General features: G+C 63.7%; 21 protein-coding genes. 5 read left to right on the forward strand and 16 right to left on the reverse strand.

The features are described 5' to 3' along the window. Nucleotide 1 precedes the first annotated feature (1 nt). The 6 genes from pheT to thrS form a co-directional block, all read right to left on the reverse strand. Complete coding sequence (gene pheT, locus EJA05_RS18410; RefSeq protein WP_125859346.1) at nucleotides 2-2,383, reverse strand: phenylalanine--tRNA ligase subunit beta; 2,382 nt, start codon at nucleotides 2,381-2,383, stop codon at nucleotides 2-4. Between the two features lie 31 nt (nucleotides 2,384-2,414). Then, nucleotides 2,415-3,431: a phenylalanine--tRNA ligase subunit alpha gene (gene pheS, locus EJA05_RS18415; RefSeq protein ID WP_110993887.1), complete on the reverse strand. Its 1,017-nt coding sequence runs from the start codon at nucleotides 3,429-3,431 to the stop codon at nucleotides 2,415-2,417. A 111-nt stretch (nucleotides 3,432-3,542) separates the two neighbouring features. Further along, nucleotides 3,543-3,899, reverse strand: coding sequence for a 50S ribosomal protein L20 (gene rplT, locus EJA05_RS18420; RefSeq protein WP_003250671.1), 357 nt, complete (start codon nucleotides 3,897-3,899; stop codon nucleotides 3,543-3,545). A 28-nt stretch (nucleotides 3,900-3,927) separates the two neighbouring features. Next, nucleotides 3,928-4,122, reverse strand: a complete 195-nt coding sequence (gene rpmI / locus EJA05_RS18425) for a 50S ribosomal protein L35 (protein ID WP_003250667.1) — start codon at nucleotides 4,120-4,122, stop codon at nucleotides 3,928-3,930. A gap of 60 nt (nucleotides 4,123-4,182) precedes the next feature. Then, complete coding sequence (infC, locus tag EJA05_RS18430; RefSeq protein WP_012052879.1) at nucleotides 4,183-4,734, reverse strand: translation initiation factor IF-3; 552 nt, start codon at nucleotides 4,732-4,734, stop codon at nucleotides 4,183-4,185. Continuing rightward, entirely contained in the window at nucleotides 4,734-6,656 is a 1,923-nt protein-coding gene (gene thrS / locus EJA05_RS18435; protein WP_125859347.1) for a threonine--tRNA ligase, read from the reverse strand. Before thrS ends, infC begins: the two co-directional genes overlap by 1 nt. Nucleotides 6,657-6,991: 335 nt before the next feature. Here thrS and EJA05_RS18440 point away from each other — a divergent pair, with 335 nt between their 5' ends. Together EJA05_RS18440 and EJA05_RS18445 are read left to right on the forward strand one after the other, a co-directional pair. Continuing rightward, a complete protein-coding gene (locus tag EJA05_RS18440; protein ID WP_125859348.1) occupies nucleotides 6,992-7,294 on the forward strand; it encodes a hypothetical protein in 303 nt (100 codons plus the stop codon). Nucleotides 7,295-7,467: 173 nt separating this feature from the next. Continuing rightward, nucleotides 7,468-7,680 carry a cold-shock protein gene (locus EJA05_RS18445; protein WP_007956027.1) on the forward strand — a complete coding sequence of 71 codons (213 nt, stop codon included), beginning with the start codon at nucleotides 7,468-7,470 and terminating at the stop codon, nucleotides 7,678-7,680. Between the two features lie 111 nt (nucleotides 7,681-7,791). Here EJA05_RS18445 and EJA05_RS18450 read toward each other — a convergent pair whose 3' ends face one another. Next, nucleotides 7,792-8,112, reverse strand: coding sequence for an I78 family peptidase inhibitor (locus EJA05_RS18450; protein WP_125859349.1), 321 nt, complete (start codon nucleotides 8,110-8,112; stop codon nucleotides 7,792-7,794). 288 nt (nucleotides 8,113-8,400) lie between these two features. On the opposite strand from EJA05_RS18450, the gene EJA05_RS18455 reads away from it, so the two are divergent. After that, nucleotides 8,401-8,613 carry a hypothetical protein gene (locus EJA05_RS18455; protein WP_125464739.1) on the forward strand — a complete coding sequence of 71 codons (213 nt, stop codon included), beginning with the start codon at nucleotides 8,401-8,403 and terminating at the stop codon, nucleotides 8,611-8,613. Here EJA05_RS18455 and EJA05_RS18460 read toward each other — a convergent pair. From EJA05_RS18460 to EJA05_RS18495, 7 genes are all read right to left on the reverse strand, one after another. Then, nucleotides 8,585-9,592 (reverse strand): nucleoside hydrolase, encoded by a 1,008-nt coding sequence (locus tag EJA05_RS18460; RefSeq protein WP_125859350.1) that lies wholly within the window; start codon nucleotides 9,590-9,592, stop codon nucleotides 8,585-8,587. The two genes, EJA05_RS18455 and EJA05_RS18460, sit on opposite strands and share 29 nt — an antisense overlap. Nucleotides 9,593-9,760: 168 nt before the next feature. Next, the gene (gene rbsD, locus EJA05_RS18470) at nucleotides 9,761-10,165 is read right to left on the reverse strand and encodes a D-ribose pyranase (RefSeq protein WP_125859351.1); all 405 of its coding nucleotides are present in this window, start codon (nucleotides 10,163-10,165) and stop codon (nucleotides 9,761-9,763) included. Beyond that, nucleotides 10,162-11,070: a ribokinase gene (gene rbsK, locus EJA05_RS18475; RefSeq protein ID WP_125859352.1), complete on the reverse strand. Its 909-nt coding sequence runs from the start codon at nucleotides 11,068-11,070 to the stop codon at nucleotides 10,162-10,164. Before rbsK ends, rbsD begins: the two co-directional genes overlap by 4 nt. Before the next feature lie 9 nt (nucleotides 11,071-11,079). Further along, entirely contained in the window at nucleotides 11,080-12,102 is a 1,023-nt protein-coding gene (locus EJA05_RS18480) for a LacI family DNA-binding transcriptional regulator (RefSeq protein ID WP_125464743.1), read from the reverse strand. A gap of 6 nt (nucleotides 12,103-12,108) precedes the next feature. Beyond that, entirely contained in the window at nucleotides 12,109-13,104 is a 996-nt protein-coding gene (locus tag EJA05_RS18485; protein WP_125859353.1) for an ABC transporter permease, read from the reverse strand. Next, nucleotides 13,101-14,654 (reverse strand): sugar ABC transporter ATP-binding protein, encoded by a 1,554-nt coding sequence (locus tag EJA05_RS18490; protein ID WP_125859354.1) that lies wholly within the window; start codon nucleotides 14,652-14,654, stop codon nucleotides 13,101-13,103. The genes EJA05_RS18485 and EJA05_RS18490 overlap by 4 nt, the downstream gene beginning before the upstream one ends. Before the next feature lie 129 nt (nucleotides 14,655-14,783). Further along, nucleotides 14,784-15,737 carry a sugar ABC transporter substrate-binding protein gene (locus tag EJA05_RS18495; RefSeq protein WP_125464746.1) on the reverse strand — a complete coding sequence of 318 codons (954 nt, stop codon included), beginning with the start codon at nucleotides 15,735-15,737 and terminating at the stop codon, nucleotides 14,784-14,786. 337 nt (nucleotides 15,738-16,074) lie between these two features. Here EJA05_RS18495 and EJA05_RS18500 point away from each other — a divergent pair, with 337 nt between their 5' ends. Continuing rightward, the gene (locus EJA05_RS18500) at nucleotides 16,075-17,166 is read left to right on the forward strand and encodes an asparaginase (RefSeq protein ID WP_125464747.1); all 1,092 of its coding nucleotides are present in this window, start codon (nucleotides 16,075-16,077) and stop codon (nucleotides 17,164-17,166) included. Between the two features lie 48 nt (nucleotides 17,167-17,214). Here EJA05_RS18500 and EJA05_RS18505 read toward each other — a convergent pair whose 3' ends face one another. Further along, nucleotides 17,215-19,065 (reverse strand): polyurethane esterase, encoded by a 1,851-nt coding sequence (locus EJA05_RS18505; protein WP_125859355.1) that lies wholly within the window; start codon nucleotides 19,063-19,065, stop codon nucleotides 17,215-17,217. Nucleotides 19,066-19,303: 238 nt separating this feature from the next. On the opposite strand from EJA05_RS18505, the gene EJA05_RS18510 reads away from it, so the two are divergent. Further along, the gene (locus tag EJA05_RS18510; protein ID WP_125859356.1) at nucleotides 19,304-21,271 is read left to right on the forward strand and encodes a DNA topoisomerase III; all 1,968 of its coding nucleotides are present in this window, start codon (nucleotides 19,304-19,306) and stop codon (nucleotides 21,269-21,271) included. Between the two features lie 157 nt (nucleotides 21,272-21,428). On the opposite strand, the gene EJA05_RS18515 is transcribed toward EJA05_RS18510, so the two are convergent. Beyond that, nucleotides 21,429-22,181, reverse strand: a complete 753-nt coding sequence (locus EJA05_RS18515; RefSeq protein WP_110993902.1) for a TerC family protein — start codon at nucleotides 22,179-22,181, stop codon at nucleotides 21,429-21,431. Between the last annotated feature and the right edge of the window lie 4 nt (nucleotides 22,182-22,185).

Here is a 22,185-nt window from a genome sequence, read left to right on the forward strand (position 1 = left end):
GTTATTTCCTTAACGTGGTGTTCAACCTTTGTTCGAGCGAGGTGAGGATATTTTGCAGGGTTTCGTTCACCTCATCGTCGTTAAGAGTGCGCGATGGATGTTGCCAGGTCAAGCCGACGGCCAGGCTTTTTCTATCAGGATCAATGCCTTTACCTTGGTAGACGTCAAACAGCCTGAGGTCTGTGAGCCATTCGCCGGCATTGTCACGAATTACTTCAAGCACCGAACTGGAAGCCACATCGCGGCCTGCGATCAGAGCCAGGTCACGGCGGGTTTCCGGGAACTTGGACAGTTCGCTGAACTTCGGCAGGCGACCTTCCACTACATCGCCGAGCACCAGCTCGAAGACGTACACCGGGCGGTCGAGGCCGAGGGTCTTGGCCAGTTCCGGGTGGATGGCGCCGAGGTAGCCGACTTCCTTGCCGTCGCGCTCGATGCGGGCGGTTTGGCCTGGGTGCAGGGCTGGGTGCTTGCCGGCGACGAAGCTGAAGTCGCTCAGGGCGCCCGAGTAGCCCAGCAGGGCTTCCACATCGGCTTTAACGTCGAAGAAGTCGATGCCGTCACGGCCGTTGGCCCAGCCTTCGGGCAGGCGGCTGCCGGTGACGACGCCGGCGATCATCGGCTGCTGCTTGAGGTCACCCAGCTGGCCGACGAAGCGCAGGCCGCTTTCGAACAGGCGCACGCGGTCTTGCTGGCGGTTGAGGTTGTGCTGCATCGCCTTGACCAGGCCCGGCCACAACGAGGCGCGCATGGCGGCCATGTCGTTGGAGATCGGGTTGGCCAGCACCAGCGGCTCGACGCCTGGGGTGAACAGCTCGAACAGTTTCGGATCGATGAAGCTGTAGGTGATGGCTTCCTGGTAGCCGCGGGCGACCAGCAGGCGACGCAGGTTCGGCAGCTCGCCGCGGGTCTCTGGCTTGCCCTGGGGCGCCAGACGCGCCTGCGGGTAGCGGACCGGCAGGTTGTTGTAGCCGTACAGGCGGGCCAGTTCTTCGATCAGGTCGACTTCCAGGCTGATGTCGAAGCGATGGCTTGGCACGGTAACAGTCCACTGCCCTGCCCCATTGGCGCTGGTTTTCAGCTCCAGGGCATTGAGCAGTTGCTCGACCTGGGCGGCGTCCATCTGCAGGCCGAGCATCTGGGTGATGCGTTCGTCGCGCAGGGTGATCGGCGCGATTTTCGGCAGGTGCTGTTGGCTGACGGCTTCGACGATCGGGCCGGCTTCACCGCCGACGATCTCCAGCAGCAGCGCGGTGGCGCGCTCCATGGCTTCGCGGGCCAGTTGCGAATCGACACCGCGCTCGTAGCGGTGCGAGGCGTCGGTGTGCAGGCCGTAGGAACGGGCCTTGCCAGCGACGGAGATCGGCTCGAAGAAGGCGCTTTCCAGGAACAGGTCGCGGGTCTTCTCGGTGTTGACGCCGCTGTGCTCGCCACCCATCACGCCGGCAATGGCCAGGGCGCGGGTGTGGTCGGCGATCACCAGGGTGTCGGCGCGCAGGGCAACTTCCTGGCCGTCCAGCAGGACCAGCTTCTCGCCCTCTTCGGCCATGCGCACGCGGATGCCGCCGTTGATTTCGGCGAGGTCGAAGGCGTGCATCGGCTGGCCGAGTTCGAGCATCACGTAGTTGGTGATGTCGACGGCGGCGTCGATGCTGCGCACGTCGCTGCGGCGCAGGCGTTCAACCATCCACAGTGGGGTCGGCTTGCTCAAGTCGACGTTACGGATGACACGGCCCAGGTAACGTGGGCAGGCAGCCGGGGCACTGACTTCCACCGAGCGCACTTCGTCGTGGGCAGCGGGGACAGCCGGCACAACCGGGCGGGTGACCGGGACGTCGTACAGGGCGCTGACGTCGCGGGCCAGGCCGGCCAGGGACAGGCAGTCGCCGCGGTTCGGGGTCAGGCCGATCTCGATGCTGGCGTCGTCGAGGTTCAGGTACTGGCGAATGTCCTGGCCGACCGGGGCGTCAGCGGCCAGCTCCAGCAGGCCGTCGTTCTCTTCGCTGATCTGCAGTTCGGCAGCCGAGCACAGCATGCCGAAGGACTCGACGCCGCGCAGCTTGGCTTTCTTGATCTTGAAGTCGCCCGGCAGCTCGGCGCCGATCATGGCGAACGGGATCTTGATGCCTGGGCGGGCGTTGGGGGCGCCGCAGACCACCTGGAAGGTTTCTGCGCCGTTGCTTACCTGGCACACGCGCAGCTTGTCGGCGTCCGGGTGTTGTTCGGTGGCGAGGATCTCACCCACCACGATGCCGCTGAACTGGCCGGCAGCGGGGGTTACGCTGTCGACTTCGAGGCCGGCCATGGACAGGCGAGCGACCAGTTCGTCACGGGAGACTTGCGGGTTTACCCAACCGCGCAGCCACTGTTCACTGAATTTCATGCTGTTCTCCTAGAATTTGCGTCGATTGGGCCTAGCGGAATTGCGCCAGGAACCGCAGGTCGTTGTCGAAGAACAGACGCAAATCGTTGACGCCATAGCGCAGCATGGCCAGGCGCTCGGCGCCCATGCCGAAGGCGAAGCCCTGGAACTCTTCCGGGTCGATGCCGGACATGCGCAGCACGCTCGGGTGGACCATGCCGCAGCCCATCACTTCCAGCCAGCCGGTCTGCTTGCACACGCGGCAGCCTTTGCCGGAGCACATCACGCACTGGATATCCACTTCGGCGCTCGGCTCGGTGAAGGGGAAGAACGACGGGCGGAAGCGCACGGCCAGTTCTTTCTCGAAGAACACCCGCAGGAACTCTTCGATGGTGCCCTTGAGGTCGGCAAAGTTGATATCGCGATCGATCAGCAGGCCTTCGACCTGGTGGAACATCGGCGAATGGGTGATATCCGAGTCGCAGCGGTAGACGCGGCCCGGGCAGACAATGCGAATCGGCGGCTGGCTCGACTCCATGGTACGCACCTGCACCGGCGAGGTGTGGGTACGCAGCAACATGTTGGCATTGAAATAGAAGGTGTCGTGCATCGCCCGGGCCGGGTGGTGGCCGGGGATGTTGAGCGCTTCGAAGTTGTGGTAGTCGTCTTCGACCTCGGGGCCTTCGGCGATGCCGTAGCCGATGTGGGTGAAGAACTGCTCGATGCGCTCGAGAGTACGGGTGATCGGGTGCAGCCCGCCGGTGGTCTGGCCACGGCCTGGCAGGGTGACGTCGATGCATTCGGCGGCCAGGCGAGCGTTGAGCTCGGCCTCTTCAAAGGCGGCCTTGCGTGCGTTGAGCACGTCGGTGACGCGTTCCTTGGCGTCGTTGATCAGCGCGCCAACCTTGGGGCGCTCTTCGGCTGGCAGGTTGCCCAGGGTCTTCATCACCTGGGTCAGCTCGCCTTTCTTGCCGAGGAATTGGACCCGGATCTGTTCCAGGGTTGTGATGTCTTCAGCGCGTTCCACGGCCTCAAGGGCTTGGGCAACCAGCGCGTCCAGGTTTTCCATGTACAGACTCCAGATACGAAAATAGGGGAAGAGCTTTTGAAGGCTCTTCCCCTATCGATGACGTTTTACACCCGACGGCGCAGGGCGCCGACGGATGATTGTCGTGGGTACTTAGGCCAGAACGGCTTTAGCTTTCTCGACAATTGCAGCAAACGCCGCTTTTTCGTTCACTGCCAGGTCAGCCAGAACCTTGCGGTCGATTTCGATCGACGCTTTTTTCAGGCCAGCAATCAGACGGCTGTAAGACAGGCCGTTGGTGCGTGCACCGGCGTTGATACGAGCGATCCACAGAGCGCGGAACTGACGCTTCTTCTGGCGACGGTCGCGGTAGGCGTATTGGCCTGCCTTGATGACAGCCTGCTTGGCAACACGGAATACGCGCGAACGTGCACCGTAGTAGCCTTTAGCCAGTTTCAGAATTTTCTTGTGACGCTTACGAGCGATGACGCCACGCTTTACACGAGCCATGAGTAACTTCCTCTATCTTTGACCGAAATTAACGTACGCGCAGCATGCGCTCGACTTTTGCAACGTCAGACGGGTGCAGCAAGCTGGCACCGCGCAGTTGACGCTTACGCTTGGTCGACATTTTGGTCAGGATGTGGCTTTTGAAAGCGTGCTTGTGCTTGAAGCCGGAAGCGGTTTTCAGGAAACGCTTCGCAGCACCGCTCTTGGTTTTCATTTTTGGCATGTTGGAACTCCGCATTCGATAAAATTACACATAATCATCAGGCCTGCCGTGCCCGGGAGATTACTTCTTTTTCTTGGGGGCGATGACCATCATAAGCTGGCGTCCTTCCATCTTCGGATGCTGCTCAACGGTGCCGTATTCGGCGAGGTCAGCTTCAACCCGCTTCAACAGCTCCATGCCCAGCTCCTGGTGGGCCATCTCACGGCCACGGAATCTCAGAGAGATCTTGGCCTTGTCCCCATCGGTAAGGAAACGTACCAGGTTGCGTAGTTTTACCTGGTAATCCCCATCCTCCGTCCCTGGACGAAACTTGATTTCTTTAATCTGAATCTGCTTCTGGTTTTTCTTGGCTTCGTTGGCCTGCTTCTTCTTCTCGAAGAGGTGCTTGCCGTAGTCCATGACCTTGCAGACAGGCGGTACCGCGTCTGCAGAGATCTCTACCAGATCCAGCTTCGCTTCATCAGCAATACGAAGCGCTTCATCAATCGAGACGATGCCAACCTGCTCGCCATCAGCGCCAATTAACCGAACCTCGCGGGCCGAGATATTCTCGTTGATCGGGGCTTTCGGTACAGCACGCTTATCGTTTCTCATTTCACGCTTAATAGTCATTACTCCGATTCTTGGCGACCACGCCGGGAAACCGCCTGATTCAGCAGCTCAGCGAACTGGGCGACGGGCATGGAGCCCAGGTCAGCGCCTTCGCGAGTACGCACTGCGACGGTTTGCGTTTCGACTTCACGATCCCCTATAACCAAAAGGTACGGGACCTTGAGCAAAGTATGCTCGCGGATTTTAAAGCCGATCTTCTCATTTCTCAAGTCCGACTTGGCACGGAAACCGCTACCGTTCAGAGATTTCTCGACCTCGAGGGCGAAATCGGCCTGCTTGTCGGTGATATTCATGACCACTGCCTGCGTCGGCGCCAGCCATGCCGGGAACACGCCGGCATAGTGCTCGATGAGCATGCCGATGAAGCGCTCGAACGAACCGAGGATGGCGCGGTGCAGCATCACCGGGCGCACGCGGCTGTTGTCTTCGGCAATGTAGCTGGCGTCGAGGCGCTCAGGCAGGTTCGGGTCGTACTGCAGGGTGCCGCACTGCCAGTTACGGCCCAGGCAGTCGCGCAGGGTGAACTCGATCTTCGGGCCGTAGAACGCGCCCTCGCCCGGCTGGTATTCCCACTCCAGGCCGGAGTCGTTCAGCGCTTCGGCCAGGGCGCCTTCGGCGCGGTCCCACAGCTCTTCGGAACCCACGCGCTTGGCCGGGCGAGTCGAGAGCTTCATGGCGACGTCGGTGAAACCGAAGTCCTTGTACACATCGAGGGTCAGCTTGATGAAGTCGGCGGCTTCTTTCTTCACCTGTTCTTCGGTGCAGAAGATGTGCGCGTCGTCCTGCACGAAGCCACGCACGCGCATGATGCCGTGCAGCGCGCCGGACGGCTCGTTGCGGTGGCAGGCACCGAACTCGGCCAGGCGCAGCGGCAGGTCGCGGTAGGACTTCAGGCCCTGGTTGAACACCTGCACGTGGCATGGGCAGTTCATCGGTTTTACCGCGTAGTCGCGGCTTTCCGACGAAGTGGTGAACATGTTCTCGGCGTAGTTGGTCCAGTGGCCGGAACGCTCCCAGAGGATGCGGTCGACGACCTGCGGGGTCTTGATTTCCGAGTAGCCGTTTTCGCGCTGGACTTTACGCATGTACTGCTCGAGTACCTGGTAGATGGTCCAACCGTTGGCGTGCCAGAACACCATGCCCGGCGCTTCTTCCTGCAGGTGGAACAGGTCGAGCTGCTTGCCGATCTTGCGGTGGTCGCGTTTTTCGGCTTCTTCGATGCGCTGGATGTAGGCCGCCAGCTGCTTCTTGTCGGCCCAGGCGGTGCCGTACACGCGCTGCAGCTGCTCGTTCTTGGCATCGCCGCGCCAGTAGGCGCCGCTCAGCTTGGTCAGCTTGAAGGCTTTGAGGAAGCGGGTGTTCGGCACGTGCGGGCCGCGGCACATGTCGACGTATTCTTCGTGGTAGTACAGGCCCATGGCCTGCTCATTCGGCATGTCTTCGACCAGGCGCAGCTTGTAGTCTTCGCCACGGCTGGTGAACACGTCGATGACTTCGGCACGCGGGGTCATCTTCTTGACCACGTCGTAGTCGGTGTCGATCAGCTGCTGCATGCGCTTTTCGATCGCAGCGAGGTCGTCCGGGGTGAAAGGACGCTCGTAGGCGATGTCGTAATAGAAGCCTTCCTCGATCACCGGGCCGATCACCATCTTGGCGGTCGGGTACAGCTGCTTCACTGCGTGGCCGATCAGGTGGGCGCACGAGTGACGGATGATCTCCAGTCCCTCTGCATCTTTGGGGGTGATGATCTGCAGGGTGGCGTCGTGATCGATCTTGTCGCAGGCATCGACGAGCTTGCCGTCGACCTTGCCGGCCAGGGTGGCCTTGGCCAGGCCGGCGCCGATCGAGGCGGCGACTTCGGCTACGGATACCGGCTGGTCGAACGTGCGTTGACTGCCATCGGGAAGAGTAATAACGGGCATGGCGCCTCCTCTCCTAGTGGTGACCCCTACCAAAGGTCACGTGGGTTGGGATGAGCCAGTACAAGATCCGCCCTGCCTTTCCCGCGGGAAAGCCTGCCTCACAGTGGCAGAGACCTTTCGGCCGGTCAGGGGCGAACCAGAGTGACTGGAGGTATAAAAAGAAATGCGGCTGCCACAGGCATACCGCAAGGGAGGCATGCTAGCACGGGGCTAGAGGGGTCGGCAGAAAATTTTGGTAAGCGTGCCTGCCAGGTGAACTTGTACGGAAAATTTCCTATCAGACCTTCTGAAGCAACCTACTCTTGATGAGACCTTAACCCAAGGAGTATCCGGTTATGCGACTTCCCTCCCTTCTGGCCGCCTGCGCCGTTAGCGCCCTGCTGCTGCCCTTGGCTGCCACTGCGGGCGACTTCCCGGCGGGCAAGGAGAAAAACTACATGGCCCAGTGCCAGCAAACAGCCAAGGCGCAAGGCGTCGACGCCGCGACGGCGACCAGGCACTGCACCTGCGGCGCCCAGATCATCAAAAAGAACTTTACCGACGAGGAGATCAAGGACCTCGACAGCTCGGACGGTGTCGACGCCAAGCTGATGCACCGTGCTCAGGCCGCCGTGCAGGACGCCTGCCAGCCGAAATAGCCGAAATAGCTGCGTTTTATGCGGCCTTGGCCCCCTTCATTTACGCTTTATCGACATAGTGCGAAGGTAATAGGCGCCTGATCCGCAGAATTAGACTATGATGTAGCCGGTGCCCCTGTAGCCTTGGCCACATCGCACCTCGAAAAAAAATCATGTTTCTGGAGATTCATCCCATGTCCAATCGCCAAACCGGCACCGTCAAATGGTTCAATGATGAAAAAGGCTTCGGCTTCATCACCCCACAAGGCGGCGGCGACGACCTGTTCGTACACTTCAAGGCCATCGAAACCGACGGTTTCAAGAGCCTGAAAGAAGGTCAGACTGTTTCCTTCGTCGCCGAGAAAGGCCAGAAGGGCATGCAGGCTGCACAGGTTCGTCCGGAGTAATTCGGATAGCTGTAAAAAACCCGCCACTTGTGGCGGGTTTTTTATTGGCTGCGAAAAGGCGCCATCGCCCTTGCAGGTCTCATCGCGATGCGACTTGCCCCGCGAGCACCATCAGCCGCAGTTGACGCGGGTGACCACACCTTTGTCATCGACATTCAGGTTCAGGCGCTCGGAGCGATACTCCAGGGTGATCATGTCGTGGGGTTTGAGGATGCGCGCCATCTGCGAGCCACTGGCTTTGCGCGCCTGCTCGAGCAACTCCGCGGTAGCCGGCTTGCCGACGGTGAAATCGGCGCCACTGGCTTCGCAGCGGCCATCGTTGCCGGCCGGGGCGGCAGGTGCGGCGGTGCCACCCGAGGTGCCGCCGGTGCTGCAGCCTGCAAGAACGGTGGCCAGCAACAGGGTCGCCAGGGAAGCGCGGGTACGGAACATGAATCCTCCTAATCGATCGTGGGAACTGGCCAATACGACAGCCCCTAAAACTGATTGTTGCAAAACTGCAAGATTCTGCCTGAACCCGGCCGTAGACGCGAAGGGCAATCGTGACGGGATTTTGCACCGAACCACTGGTTCACCCTGGCGCCGCCCTTATGCCTAAGTCGCAGGGCCAAGGTGACCAAGGCATGATTTACTGCAAACAGTGGAGTGCGCAACGCCTCCCCCTCGAACGCCAGGACCCGGTATTCGACCCCTCAGCCCAGGCCCCAGCGAGAACGCTTCATGAGCAACCACAGCATCGATGCCGACATCAAGGTCAAATGGGACGAAGGCCAGAGTGCCTATAGCCCGGGTTCGCCCGAAGAACTGGTACTGATCGCCATCGATCTGCTGGTGCGCGACCGCGGTGGTGAAGCGGCGCGCAGCTTCATCGAGCAGGTACTGGAACGCCACGCGCCTCAGGCTGCTATTGCAATCGAGCCAGGCGCGCGCTGAGCAGGTCGAAGAAGCCTTTTGCGTCACCCTCCTCCACCCAGGTGACATTGGCGGGCTGCTTGAGCACGCCGTACCAGTCGGCAACGGTCTGGCCAAAGGTCGGGCCCTCACGGCTGTCGACCACCATGTGAATGTCCCGCCCCTTGAACAGCTCGGGCTTGAGCAGGTAGGCGATCACGCTGGCATCGTGCACCGGGCCGCCAGGCATGCCGTAGGTGTCCATGTCGAACTTGATGTAGGCGTTGAGGATATCCACCACCAGCTTGCTGGCCTTGTTGTTCACCGCCGCCAGTTGCTTGAGGCGTGCATCGCTGGTGAGCAGCTTGTGGGTGACGTCCAGCGGCAGGTAAGTGAGTTTGACGCCACTGGCCAGCACCACCTCGGCGGCGTGCGGGTCGGCATACAGGTTGAACTCGGCCGCCGGGGTGATATTGCCGCCATTGAAGTGAGCGCCGCCCATGACCACCACTTCCTTGATGCCCTTGGCGATGTCCGGCTGCTGGATCAGCGCCAGGGCCAGGTTGGTCTGTGGGCCGAGCATGGCGACGGTGATGCTGTGGGGCTCGGCGGCGCCCAGGGTATCGACCAGGTATTGCACGGCGTTGCCTTTGGCCAAGGGTTGTTTCGGCTCATGCACCTGGATACCGGTCAGCCCCTCTTCACCGTGCACATTGGCAGCGTAGATCGGCGCGCGTACCAACGGCCGCCCTGCCCCGGCATAGACTGGGATATCTTCACGGCCACCCCATTCACGGGCCAGCCGGGCGTTGCGCGAGGTCTTGTCCAGGCGCACGTTGCCGGCGACCGTGGTGATGGCGCGGATTTCCAGCTCGTCAGGCGAAGCCATGGCCAGCAGTAGCGCGACCACGTCGTCGGCGCCGGGGTCGGTGTCGATGATCAGGTCGCGTGGGGCGGCCATGACGGCGGTAGTGGCTAGCGCGGACATGAGCACGGCTCCTTGCAGCAGGCGTTTGAACATTGGGTTTTCCTTTCTCCAATTGGTTGACCTTATCGCCCCCCTGTGGGAGCGGGTTTACCCGCGAACACCGGCGAAGCCGGTGCCATGCATCGGCGGCGCCTGATTCGCGGGTAAACCCGCTCCCACAAGGGTTGTAGATAGCTTGGCAGCGGCATTACCACCAAGGCTTCAGAAAGTGACGCCCGCCACCAGGGCAATATTGCTGTAAGGCTTGCACTCCCCCGTGCGCACCACGGCCCGGGCCTGCTGGCACAAAACCTTGAACTCAGCGTGGGTCAGTAATTGGCGCAGACCGATCAGCCCCTCGCCACGCAAACGTTCAACCTCCACCAACGCCGGCGGCGCAGCCAGGAGGATTTCCTCGGCCAGTACATGCCGCTCAACCTGCATCTCGCTCAACACCACCCGCAGCACGCTGGCGAAGTCGGGAATCCCCGGCGTCAGCGCCAGGTCGATCAGTTCGACCCCGGGCGGCACCGGCAAACCGGCATCACCGATCACCACAATGTCGCCATGGCCCAACCCGGCAATAACCCGTGACAGGGCAATGTTCAGCAGCGGCGTCTTCTTCATGGCGCCAGCTCCCGCAGATAGGGAATCGAAGGCTGGGCACCCGCGCGGGTAACCGACAACGCCGCTGCACGCTGCCCGAAAACGATTGCGTCGTTGAGCGAAAGGCCACGGGCCAAGCCGGCGGCAAAGCCACCGACAAAGGTGTCACCGGCCGCCGTGGTGTCCACCGCGTTGACCGGCGCGACGGGGAAATGCCTGTCGCCCTGCCCGTCGACAAACAATGCCCCCTGGGCACCCAGGGTGACGATCACCGTCCCTGCCCCCAGCTTTATCAACTGCTCGCCGGCACGGCGAGCACTGTCGAGGTCGGTCACCGCCACCCCGGTCAGCGCCTCGGCCTCGCTTTCGTTGGGGATCAGGTAGTCGACCTGGGCGTACCAGCCCGCCGGCAGCGGGCCGGTGGCCGGCGCCGGGTTGAGGATCACGGTCTTGCCCAGCTCGCGCCCCCGCGCCAGGGTCCAGGCCACAGTCTGGGCAGGCACTTCAAGCTGGCAGATGATCACCTCGGCCTGCTGCAGCAACGCGTCGAAGCGCTGCACCGACTCAGGGCTGAGCAAGCCATTGCCACCCGCAATGATGACGATGGCGTTCTGGCTGGCGGCATCCACCACGATCAGCGCCACGCCACTGGAAACCCCCGGGCAAACGCCGACGCCCCGGCAGTCGACACCCTCCACTTCCAGCGCCTTGCGCAGCTGCTGGCCATAGGCATCGTCACCCACATTGCCGACCATCGCCACGCTGGCGCCCAACCGGGCCACGGCCACGGCCTGGTTGGCGCCCTTGCCGCCGGGCACGGTGAAGAAGCTGTCACCGGCCAGGGTTTCACCGCCCCGTGGCAGGCGCTGGGCGCGGGCCACCAGGTCCATGTTGAGGCTGCCGACCACTACCACCTTGGCATCCATGGGCATTCCTTAACGGTAATCGTTGAACAGGTCCGGGCGCGGCCCGGTGGATTCGCGCAGGACGATGCGCGGCGCGACGATGCGCTGCTCCACCGCCCCACAGCTCGGAGCGCCAATGCGCGACAGCAGCAGCGCCGCCGCGCTCTCGCCCAGCTCGCGGATCGACTGGCCGACGGTGGTCAGCGCCGGGTACACATAGCGGCTCAGTTCGATGTCGTCGAAACCGATCACCGACAGCTCGCCTGGCACGTTGATATTGCGTTCGGCGGCGGCGCGCAGCACGCCAAAGCCGATCATGTCGTTGCCAGCGAAGATCGCCGTCGGCCGCTGGCCATCGAGCAGGCGCGCCGCGGCGGCATGGCCCCCAGGGCTGGTGAAGTCGCTGTGCAACACATGGCCGGCGGCAATGCGCAGCCCGGCCTCGGCCATGGCCCGACGGAAACCGGCCAGGCGCAGTTGGCTGACGCCGGTGTCCACGGGGCCTGCGATGGTGGCGATGTCGCGATGGCCCAGCTCCAGCAAATGGCGGGTGGCCAGGTAAGCGCCATGCTCGTGATCGATCCGCACAAGGTCTGCCTCGACGCCGTCCAGCGCGCGGTCGACGATGACCATGGGCGTGCGCACGCAGGCCAGGCTGTCGAGCAGGTCACGCTCCTCGCCCACCGAGGCGACGACCAGGCCGTCGATGCGTTTTTCCAGCAGCACACGCAGGTAGCTGCGCTGCTTCTGCGGATCGTCGTCGGAGTTGCACAGGATCACGCAGTAGCCGTTGCGCTCGCAGGCATCCTCGATGCCCCGGGCCAGCTCGGCGAAGTACGGGTTGACGCTGTTGGGCACCAGCAGGCCGATGGTGGCGGTGCTGCGGGCCTTCAGCGAGCGGGCCACGGCGCTGGGCACGTAGTCGAGCTCGGCGATCGCCGCCTCGACCTTCAGGCGCACGTGTTCGCTGACCGGACGGGTCTTGTTCAGTACATGGGACACGGTGGTGTAGGAAATACCCGCCAGTGCCGCGACATCTTTGATGGTGGCCATGTTTTATCAGTTCCGCCGGTTCGCACGCCGGCTACGGTAAGTGTCGAGCACCACGGCGATGACGATCACCGCCCCGGTGATGATGCGTTTGGTGGGCTCCGAAGCACCGATCTGGGCAAGGCCTGCGGCCAGCACCGAGATGATCAGCACCCCGAAGAACGTACTGATGACCGAGCCACGCCCACCCATCAGGCTGGTGCCGCCGATCACCACGGCGGCGATCACCTGCAGCTCCAGGCCGGCACCGGCGTTGGGGTCGGCGGCCTCCAGGCGGGAAATCTGGAACAGCGCAGCCAGGCCTGCGAGCACGCCCATCAGGGCGAACACCAGGATCTTGTAAGGGCGCGGGTCGATACCGGCGAGGCGCACGGCTTCTTCGTTGGTCCCAATGCCGATCAGATAACGGCCGAACACCGTGCGGGTCAGCACCAGCTGGGCCAGCACGATCACCAGCAGGCCAATGATGAAGGCCGGCGAAATGCCGAAGGCGATGGGGTTGGAGAACCAGGCGAAGGCATCGCCGATGTAGGCGGTGCGCGAGTCGGTGAACTGGTAAGCGAGGCCCCGAGCCATCTCCAGCACGCCCAGCGAGACGATGAACGACGGGATGCGCCAGGCCACGGTAATGCTGCCGGTGATGCTGCCGGCCAGCGCCGCCACGGCCATGCCGAGCAAGGCGGCGGGCAGCACGCCCCAGCCCCAGCCGAGGATCGCCACGCTGACCGTGGAGGCGGCCAGCGCCAGCACCGAGCCCACCGACAGGTCGATGCCGCCGATGATCAGCACGAAGGTCATGCCCACCGCCAACACCATCAGGTCGGGGATCTGGTTGGCCAGGGTGCTGAAGGTGGCATAGGAGAGAAAGTGGCTGCTGAGCAACGAGAACAGCACGATCATCGCCAGCAAGGCGCCGGCCAGGCCCAGGTAGGTGCCCAGGCCATAATAGTTGCCGCTGCGGCGGGCGGGCACGGCGCCCGAGGTGTCGAGAGGGGAGGTTTTCATGCGTCCATCCTGGGAGCTGCGTCGTGCAGCAGGGCATCACGTTTCTGGTAGCCGGCAAAGGCGGCGGCAAGCAACTGGTCCTGGCTCCAGCGGTCACGGTCGAAGGTGTCGATCAGCCGCCCGGCGGACAGCACGGCGATGCGGTCGCAGATCAGCATCAGCTCGCGCAGGTCGCTGGACACCACCACCAGGGCCTTGCCCTGGCGAGCGAGCTCGGCGAGCAGGCCATAGATGTCGAACTTGGCACCCACGTCGATCCCGCGGGTGGGCTCGTCGAACAGCAGCACCTGGCAGTCACGCTCGAGCCAACGGCCGATCACCACCTTCTGCTGGTTGCCGCCGGACAGCTCGCCCACCGCCTGCGCCGGGCCGGCGCTGCGAATGCGCATGGCGCTGATCTGCCGTTCGGCCAGGCTGCGCTCGGCGTCGCGATCGAGCACACCGGCACGGGACACCGCGCCCAGGTTGCCCAGGGCGATGTTGGCGCTGATCGACTGGGTCAGCAGCAGGCCTTCGCCCTTGCGGTCCTCGGTGATCAGGGCGATGCCGGCGGCCACGGCGGCCTTGGGCGAGTCGATGCTCACCGGCTGCGGCGGCAGACCAAGGGCAATCTGCCCGCTGTCGGCGCGGTCGGCGCCGTAGATCAGGCGCAGCAGCTCGGTGCGCCCGGCACCGATCAGCCCGGAGATGCCGAAGATCTCCCCTGCCCTTACTTCGAACGACACCTCACGCACCTTGTCGCCACGGCTGAGCTTGTCGACCTTGAGCAACGGCGCGCCGATCTGGCGGCGGCCAAGGTCGATGTGTTCACCCAGCTCGCGGCCGACCATCAGGTTGACCAGCTCGTTGCTGCTGTAGCGCTGGATCGGCTCGGCGCATACCAGCTTGCCGTCGCGCAGCACGGCGATGCGCTGGGCTACGCGCTGCAGCTCTTCGAGGCGGTGCGAGATATAGACGATGGCCACGCCACGCTGGCGCAGGCGCTCGATCTGGGTGAACAGCAGTTCCACCTCACGGCTGGTGAGCATGGCCGTGGGCTCGTCGAAGATCAGCACATGACAATCGCCAATCAGGTTGCGGGCGATCTCGACCATCTGCTGATGGCCGATCCCCAGCTCGCCAACCGGGGTGTCCGGGTCGATGGCCTCCAGGCCCACCTGGGCCATGGCCGCCGTGGCCAACTGGCGCAGGCGCTTCTGGCTGATCCAGCCGAAGCGGCTGGGCAGGTTGTCGAGGAACAGGTTCTCGGCCACGGTCAGGGTCGGCAGCAGGTTGAGCTCCTGCATCACCATGCGCACCCCAAGGCGCTCGGCCTCGGCGCGGCTGCCGGGGTTGTAGGGCTGGCCGCGGTAGTGCATCTGCCCGGCGGTGGGGATTTCCAGGCCGCCGATCAGCTTGGACAGGGTCGACTTGCCCGCACCGTTTTCGCCGGTCAGCGCCAGCACCTCGCCGCCGCGCAGCTCGAGGGTGACGTCGCCGAGCACCGGCTGGGCGTAGGTCTTGCCCAGGCCGCTGACGGCCAGCATGGTTTCATTGGCCGGTACTGACATGGCCATCTCTCCCAACATGTTCAAATAGCACACCCCCCTGTGGGAGCTGGCTTGCCAGCGATGACGGCAACTCGGTGCATGGCACCGGCTTCGCCGGTGATCGCTGGCAAGCCAGCTCCCACAAGTCAATCACTGGGTAATCAGTTCCACCGGTGTCTGGATCACATTGTCGGCATCCACGGCAGGCTTCTCGCCCTTGAGCACCGCCAACGCCGCCTGGATGCCAAACACCGCCTGCTGGCTGGCGGCCTGGTCGAGGGTGGCGAGCACGCGGCCATCCTTGAGCATCGGCTTGATGGCCTTGATGTTGTCGTAGCCGACCACCTGCACCTGGCCGGCCTTGCCCGCTGCGCGCACGGCCGAGACCGCGCCCAGCGCCATGCTGTCGTTGCCGGCCAGCAGCGCCTTGAGGTCGGGGTATTCGTTGAGCATCGAGGCGGCCACGGCGTTGCCTTTGTCGATCTCCCAATTGCCGGATTGCACCGAGACGATCTTCATCTGCGCGGCTTCCATGGCGTCCTTGAAGCCGGCGGTGCGCTGCTGGGCGTTGGTGGTGGTCGGCACGCCCTCGATGATGCCGACCTGATCGCCGGCCTTGAGCTTCTCTTTAGCCAGGTAATCGCCGACGAGGCGCGCGCCCTTGCGGTTGTCGGGGCCGACAAAGGGCACGCTGATGCCCTTGCTCTTGAGCAGTTCGGGGTCGAGGCGGTTGTCGATGTTGATCACCACAACGCCTTTGTCCATGGCCTTCTTCACCGCCGCGACCAGCGCCTTGGAGTCGGCCGGCGCGATCACCAAGGCCTTGGCGCCTGAGTTGACCATCTGCTCGACGATGCGGATCTGCTCGCCGGTATCGGTTTCATTCTTGATGCCGTTGGCGATCAGTTCGAAATCTTGGGGGTGGGCTTTCTGGTAGTCCTTGGCGCCGTCCTCCATGGTGCGGAAGAACTCGTTGGCCAAAGACTTCATCACCAGGGCGACCTTGGGCGCGTCCTCGGCATGGGCGGCAGACAGTGGCAGGGCGAACATCAGCGAAGAGAGCACAGCGACGGCCAGCGGACGACCGGAGAACGGCAGTTTCATGGAAATGACTCCGAATTTTGTGTTTTTTATCGGATGCAAACGTTTGCGGTGACTCACTATGGAAACAGGTCCCGCGTTTGTCAAATCCAGTGCGTAGGCAAAGCGCCAGCACGCACGCCAGATTATCCGCAATTTATCCGAAAAACCGAACACTTTTCCTACGCTTGTTCGGGATGCCGAACGACGGCAACCCGCGCAGTCTCACTCATTCAGGTTACACATGATGAATATCAACGGCTTACAGATGAAAAACGACGAACGGTAAGGCCTGGTACGAAATCTGCCTGACTGTGGTGCGACACAGCGAACATCTCATTAGGAAGAGAGAAGAAGAACTATGATCAACATCGCACTCAAGGCCTTCACCCCGGCCACCCTGGCCCTGCTGCTGGCCCTGCCGACCTCCGTTTCGGCCAAGGAAGCCGAGCAACAACAGAAGCTCGCCAACGTGGTGATCCTCGCCACTGGCGGCACCATCGCCGGCGCCGGTGCCAGCGCCGCCAACAGCGCCACCTACCAGGCCGCCAAGCTCGGCATCGACAAGCTGATCGCCGGCGTGCCGGAACTGGCCGACATCGCCAACGTGCGCGGCGAGCAGGTCATGCAGATCGCCTCCGAAAGCATCAGCAACGACGACCTGCTCAAGCTGGGCAAGCGTGTTGCCGAACTGGCCGACAGCAAGGACGTCGACGGCATCGTCATCACCCACGGCACCGACACCCTGGAAGAGACCGCCTACTTCCTCAACCTGGTGGAGAAGACCGACAAACCGATCGTGGTGGTCGGCTCCATGCGCCCGGGCACCGCCATGTCCGCCGACGGCATGCTCAACCTGTACAACGCCGTGGCCGTGGCCAGCGACAAGCAGAACCGTGGCAAAGGCGTGCTGGTGACCATGAACGACGAGATCCAGTCCGGCCGCGATGTGAGCAAGTCGGTCAACATCAAGACCGAAGCCTTCAAGAGCGCCTGGGGCCCGATGGGCATGGTAGTGGAAGGCAAGTCCTACTGGTTCCGCCTGCCGGCCAAGCGCCACACGGTCAACTCCGAGTTCGACATCAAGACCATCAGCAGCCTGCCTGCCGTGGACATTGCCTACGGCTACGGCAACGTCACCGACACCGCCTACAAGGCCCTGGCCCAGGGTGGCGCCAAGGCGATCATCCACGCCGGTACCGGCAACGGCTCGGTATCGTCGCGCGTCGTCCCTGCCCTGCAGGAACTGCGCAAGAACGGCGTGCAGATCATTCGTTCGTCCCACGTCAACCAGGGTGGTTTCGTTCTGCGCAACGCCGAACAACCTGATGACAAGAACGACTGGGTCGTGGCCCACGACCTGAACCCGCAGAAAGCCCGCATCCTGGCCATGGTCGCCATGACCAAGACCCAGGACAGCAAGGAACTGCAACGTATCTTCTGGGAATACTGATCCCGGCCTGAACCCGGCGCGGCGCCCGGCCGCGACGGGTTCACTCCATCAAGCGATGACGATCTGGCCGTCCGCCAGGCCCTGCCCGGCAATGCCCACCAGAGTCACGCTGTCCTTGCCGAAGGTCAGCACCAGGTCATCACCCACCTGGCTCAGGTGATCACGGAAGTCCCGCGACGCCGTGCCACCGTCCACCCCCATGAACACCAGACGGTCCTGGCTGCTGAAGTCCAGCACCCGGTCCTGGCCGAAATGGCCGTCGAACAGGAAGGTGTCGCGCCCTGCCCCGCCGCTGAGCAGGTCGTTGCCGGCCCCGCCCACCAGCACATCATTGCCCGCACCGCCCACCAGGCGGTCGTCGCCGTCCAGGCCGAACAACCACTGGCCCTGCTTGCCGGCCACCAAGGTGTCGCCCGCCTGGCTGCCGCTTTGCGAGGCGGCGTAGAGGTTGAGCTTGCCGCTGGAGAGCAAGCCATCGACGCCCACCGTGTGGCTGACCTCCTTGCTGAAGAACACCAGGCTCGTCTCCTGGCTCACCAGGCTCTCCACGTTGCGAACCAGGCTGATGCCGCCCTCGGCGTCGCGCACGTAAAGCGTCCCTTGCCCGTCACGGGCAATGCTCAGGTTGGCCAGCGCATCGCCGAGCTTCAAGGTGTCGTGGCCGCTGCCACCGTCGATCAGGTTGAAACCGCCTTGGTCACGGAACGTATCATTGCCGCCGCGCCCTTCCAGGTAGTCGTTGCCACGCCCGCCCTGGATAAGGTCGGCCTGCTCGCTGCCGATTATGAAAGTGCTGCCCTTGTGCGTCTCGGCGTTGCGGTTGAGGTCCTGCACCCAGGTCGAGCCCCGGGTGACGTCGGACAGGTTGCTGACCACGATGGTCGAGTCGCGGCTGGTCCACTGATAGAAGCCGGAGTCCAGCACCCGGCCCAGGCCGTCGGTATAGGCCGCCGGCAGGTGCGACAGCCAGGTGGCGATGTTGCCGATGGAGTACGGCAGCAAGTTCCAGGCGTCCGAGGCGTAGTGGTCGTTGAAGTTGACGATGTTGTCGGTGGCCGAAGCCTTGGCACTGTCATGCACGCCCAGGGTGCCCCAGGTGACCGACGTGCCGTCGAGCGCACGGAACACCGGGTCGTTTTCGTAGCCGATGTTGAGCACCTTGTCGGGGTTTGCCGCCTGGGTGGGCGAGGCGAAGGCAACGTAGCGCGCGTCCTCAAAGAAGCCACCCCAGCGCGTACCGCTCAGGTCGGCCAGGCTGTTGACCGCCAGGCCACCCAGGCTGTGGCCGCTGACGGTAATGTCGGCGCCGCTCAGGCCGTTGGCCTTGGCGAAGGCCGCTACGTCACCGAGCAGGCCATCGAAGGCCTTGGCCGCGTAGTCGCGGGCATAGCCGGCCGGCCCCAGCGCCGCCAACAGGTCGTTCACCGCATCGCCCAGGGTGTCCCCCAGCAGGTTCTCGCGGGGCCCACTGGTGCCACGGAAGGCAATGCCGATCGCGCTCAGCTGGCCATTGGAATCGTAGCGCCCGAGGATTTCCACCTGGGCACTGGTGTAGCCCGGCGTTTCCCCGTGAAAGGTACCGCGGGCGTCGGTGTGGCCGTTGTAGCCCAACTGCGCGGCGCTGATCGGCGCCCAGCCGGCTGCCTTCACCTGAGCCAGCGCCTTGGCTTCGGAATCGGGGTTCCACGGGATGCCGGGGATCACCCCCTGGCTGTCGCTGCCGCCGATCAACGCCTTGACCAGCGTGGCCGGCAGGCCCAGGCCGAAGCCATGTTGCTGGTAGCCGGCGGCAAAGCCGTCGTCGATGCCATGGTAGGCGTACATGGCCAGGGCCATGGCGTCCTGGTAAAGCGCGCCGGAGGCGGCGCTGTCGAGCTGCTTGTAATCGAATACGGGCATTAGTTGACGTCCTTGTTGCAGGTAGGAAAAACGCCCCAGCGACATCGTCCACTGACACGACTGACGGGCGAAGGGCCAAGTTCGCACGGGGCTCGACCTCAGGTCCAACGCCGTGCCTGGGGCTACCCTGCCAAAGGTGCGGGCATAAAACCTGTACATTCATACAGATAAAACTTGCCTGCCCGCCCTGCCTTGCGCATCCTAGTGCCCCATCTCCAACGATGAAGCGTTGCCGGCCATGCGCCTCTTTCTCTGCGAAAAACCCTCCCAGGCAAAAGACATCGCCAAGGTGCTCGGCGCCCAGCGCCGTGGCGATGGCTGCTGGCAAGGCACCGACCTGTGCGTCACCTGGTGCATCGGCCACCTGCTGGAAACCGCGCCACCGGACAGCTACGACGAACGCTACAAACGCTGGTCCCTCGATGACCTGCCGATCATCCCCGACAAATGGAAGATGACGGTCAAGCCCAAGACCGCCAGCCAGTTCAAGGCGGTCAAGCGCCTGCTGGGCGAGGCCCGCGAGCTGGTGATCGCCACCGACGCCGACCGCGAGGGCGAGATGATCGCCCGCGAACTGGTCGAGCACTGCCGCTACCGCGGCCCCATCCAGCGCCTGTGGTTGTCGGCACTGGACGATGCCTCGATCCGCAAGGCCCTGGGGCGCCTGCTGCCTGGCCAGGAAACCTTCAGCCTGTACCACTCGGCCCTGGGCCGCTCACGTGCCGACTGGCTGATCGGCATGAACATGAGCCGCCTGTTCACCCTGCTCGGCCGCCAGTCCGGCTACCAGGGCGTGCTGCCGGTGGGCCGGGTGCAAACCCCGACGTTGCGCCTGGTGGTGGACCGCGACCGCAGCATCGCCGACTTCGTGCCAGTGCCGTTCTGGGCAATCGACGTGCAGCTGGAAAGCGCAGGCCAGGTGTTCAATGCCCAGTGGCGCGCGCCGGAAGACGCCTGCGACGACCAGGGCCGCTGCCTGCAACAAGCGTTGGCGCAGCAGGCCGCCGCCGCCATGCAGGCCGCGGGCACGGCGCGGGTGCTCAAGGTTGCCACCGAGCGCGTGCGCGAAGCGCCGCCGCTGCCCTTCGACCTGGGCACGCTGCAGGAGCTGTGCTCGAAAAAGTTCGGCCTGGGCGCCCAGGAGACGCTGGACATCGCCCAGGCCCTGTACGAAACCCACAAGCTGATCACCTACCCGCGCAGCGACAGCGGCTACCTGCCGCTCAGCCAGCACGGCGAGGCACCGGCGATCCTCGCCGCCCTGCAGCGTGCCGACGCCAGCCTCGCACCGCTGCAGGCGCATCTTGAGCCCCAGCGCCGCTCACGGGCGTGGAACGACCAGAAGGTCAGCGCTCACCACGGCATCATCCCCACCGCCGCCGCCAGCGACCCGGCGCGCCTGCCGCCCAAGTACAAGGCGGTCTACACGCTGATCCGCGCCCGCTACCTGGCGCAGTTCCTGCCCAACCACGAATACGACCGCACCCAGGCCGAGTTCGACTGCGCCGGGCAAGCGCTGCGCGCGGTGGGCAAGCAGATCGTCGAGCCGGGCTGGCGCCGCGCCCTGCCCGAGGCTCTCACCCCGGCCAAAGGCCGCGAAGCACCACCGGCCCAGGTGCTGCCCGCCCTGCGCGAAGGGCAGGACTGCGCGCTGCATGATCTGCAACTGAAAGACCTGTGGACCCAGCCGCCCAAGCCCTTCACCGAGGGTGACCTGATCAAGGCGATGAAGAACGTCGCCAAGCTGGTGGATGACCCGCTGCTCAAGCAGAAGCTCAAGGAAACCACCGGTATCGGCACCGAGGCCACCCGCGCCAGCATCATCCAGGGCCTGCTCGATCGGGGTTATCTGGTCAAGCATGGCAAGGCGCTGTCGGCGACACCCGCGGCGTTCAGCCTGATCGATGCCGTGCCCCGCGCCATCGCCGACCCCGGCACCACGGCCATCTGGGAGCAGGCGCTGGATATGGTGCAAAGCGGTGAGATGAGCCTTGAGGAGTTCGTCGCCCGGCAGTCGGCCTGGATGGGCAAGCTGGTACAGCGCTGCGCGGGGATGCGCCTGAACATCAGCGGCCCGCCCCTCGCGCCGGGAGGCAAGGGTGCGCCGTGGAAGAAGAAGCGTGGGAGTGGCGGCAAGCGCAAGACGGAACCAGGAGTGGCCAAAGCCACAACCCCGCGCCGGCGCAAGACTGCCGGCAAGTCATGAATCATCGCGGGGCAAGTCGCATCGGCGCACCGCCGCTCCCACGCTTTGGACTGCCCCAAGAAGTTGGACACCCATCCAACCCTTGAGGAGCAGTTCATAACGTGGGAGCGGCGGTGCGCCGATGCGACTTGCCCCGCGAAAGGTTGGCGAAACTACCTCAACCCTCGGCAGCCTCGCGCTTCAACCGCGCCCGGCGGGCCATGATGTTGAGCATCTCGATCACCGTCGAGAAGGCCATGGCGGCATACACGTAGCCTTTCGGTACATGGGCGCCGAAGCCTTCGGCGATCAGGGTCATGCCGATCATGATCAGGAAGCCCAGGGCCAGCATTACCACGGTCGGGTTGTCGTTGATGAACTTGGCCAGCGGGTCGGCGGCCACCAGCATCACGATCACGGCGCTGATCACGGCGATGATCATGATCGGCAGGTGCTCGGTCATGCCCACGGCGGTGATGATGCTGTCGATCGAGAAGACGATGTCCAGCAGCAGGATCTGGAAGATCGCCGCGGTGAAACCAATGGTCACGGTGCTGCCGAGCTTGGACTCTTCCTTGGCGCCGTGGGGATCGACACTTTCATGGATCTCCTTGGTCGCCTTCCACAGCAGGAACAAGCCACCGGCGATGAGGATCATGTCCTTCCACGAGAAGGCATGGCCGAACACATCGATCACCGGCTCGGTCAACTGGACGATCCAGGCCACGGTGCTGAGCAGCGCCAGGCGCATGACCAAGGCCATGCTGATACCGATGCGTCGCGCCTTCGAGCGGAATTGCTCAGGCAGCTTGTTGGTGAGGATCGAGATGAAGATCAGGTTGTCGATGCCGAGCACGACCTCCATGGCCACCAGGGTGGCAAGGGCAACCCAGGCGGTGGGGCTAGCGGCGAGTTCCAGCAAATATTCCATTGGT

The sequence above is a fragment of the Pseudomonas oryziphila genome, from assembly GCF_003940825.1.
GTDB classification, from domain to species: Bacteria; Pseudomonadota; Gammaproteobacteria; order Pseudomonadales; family Pseudomonadaceae; genus Aquipseudomonas; species Aquipseudomonas sichuanensis.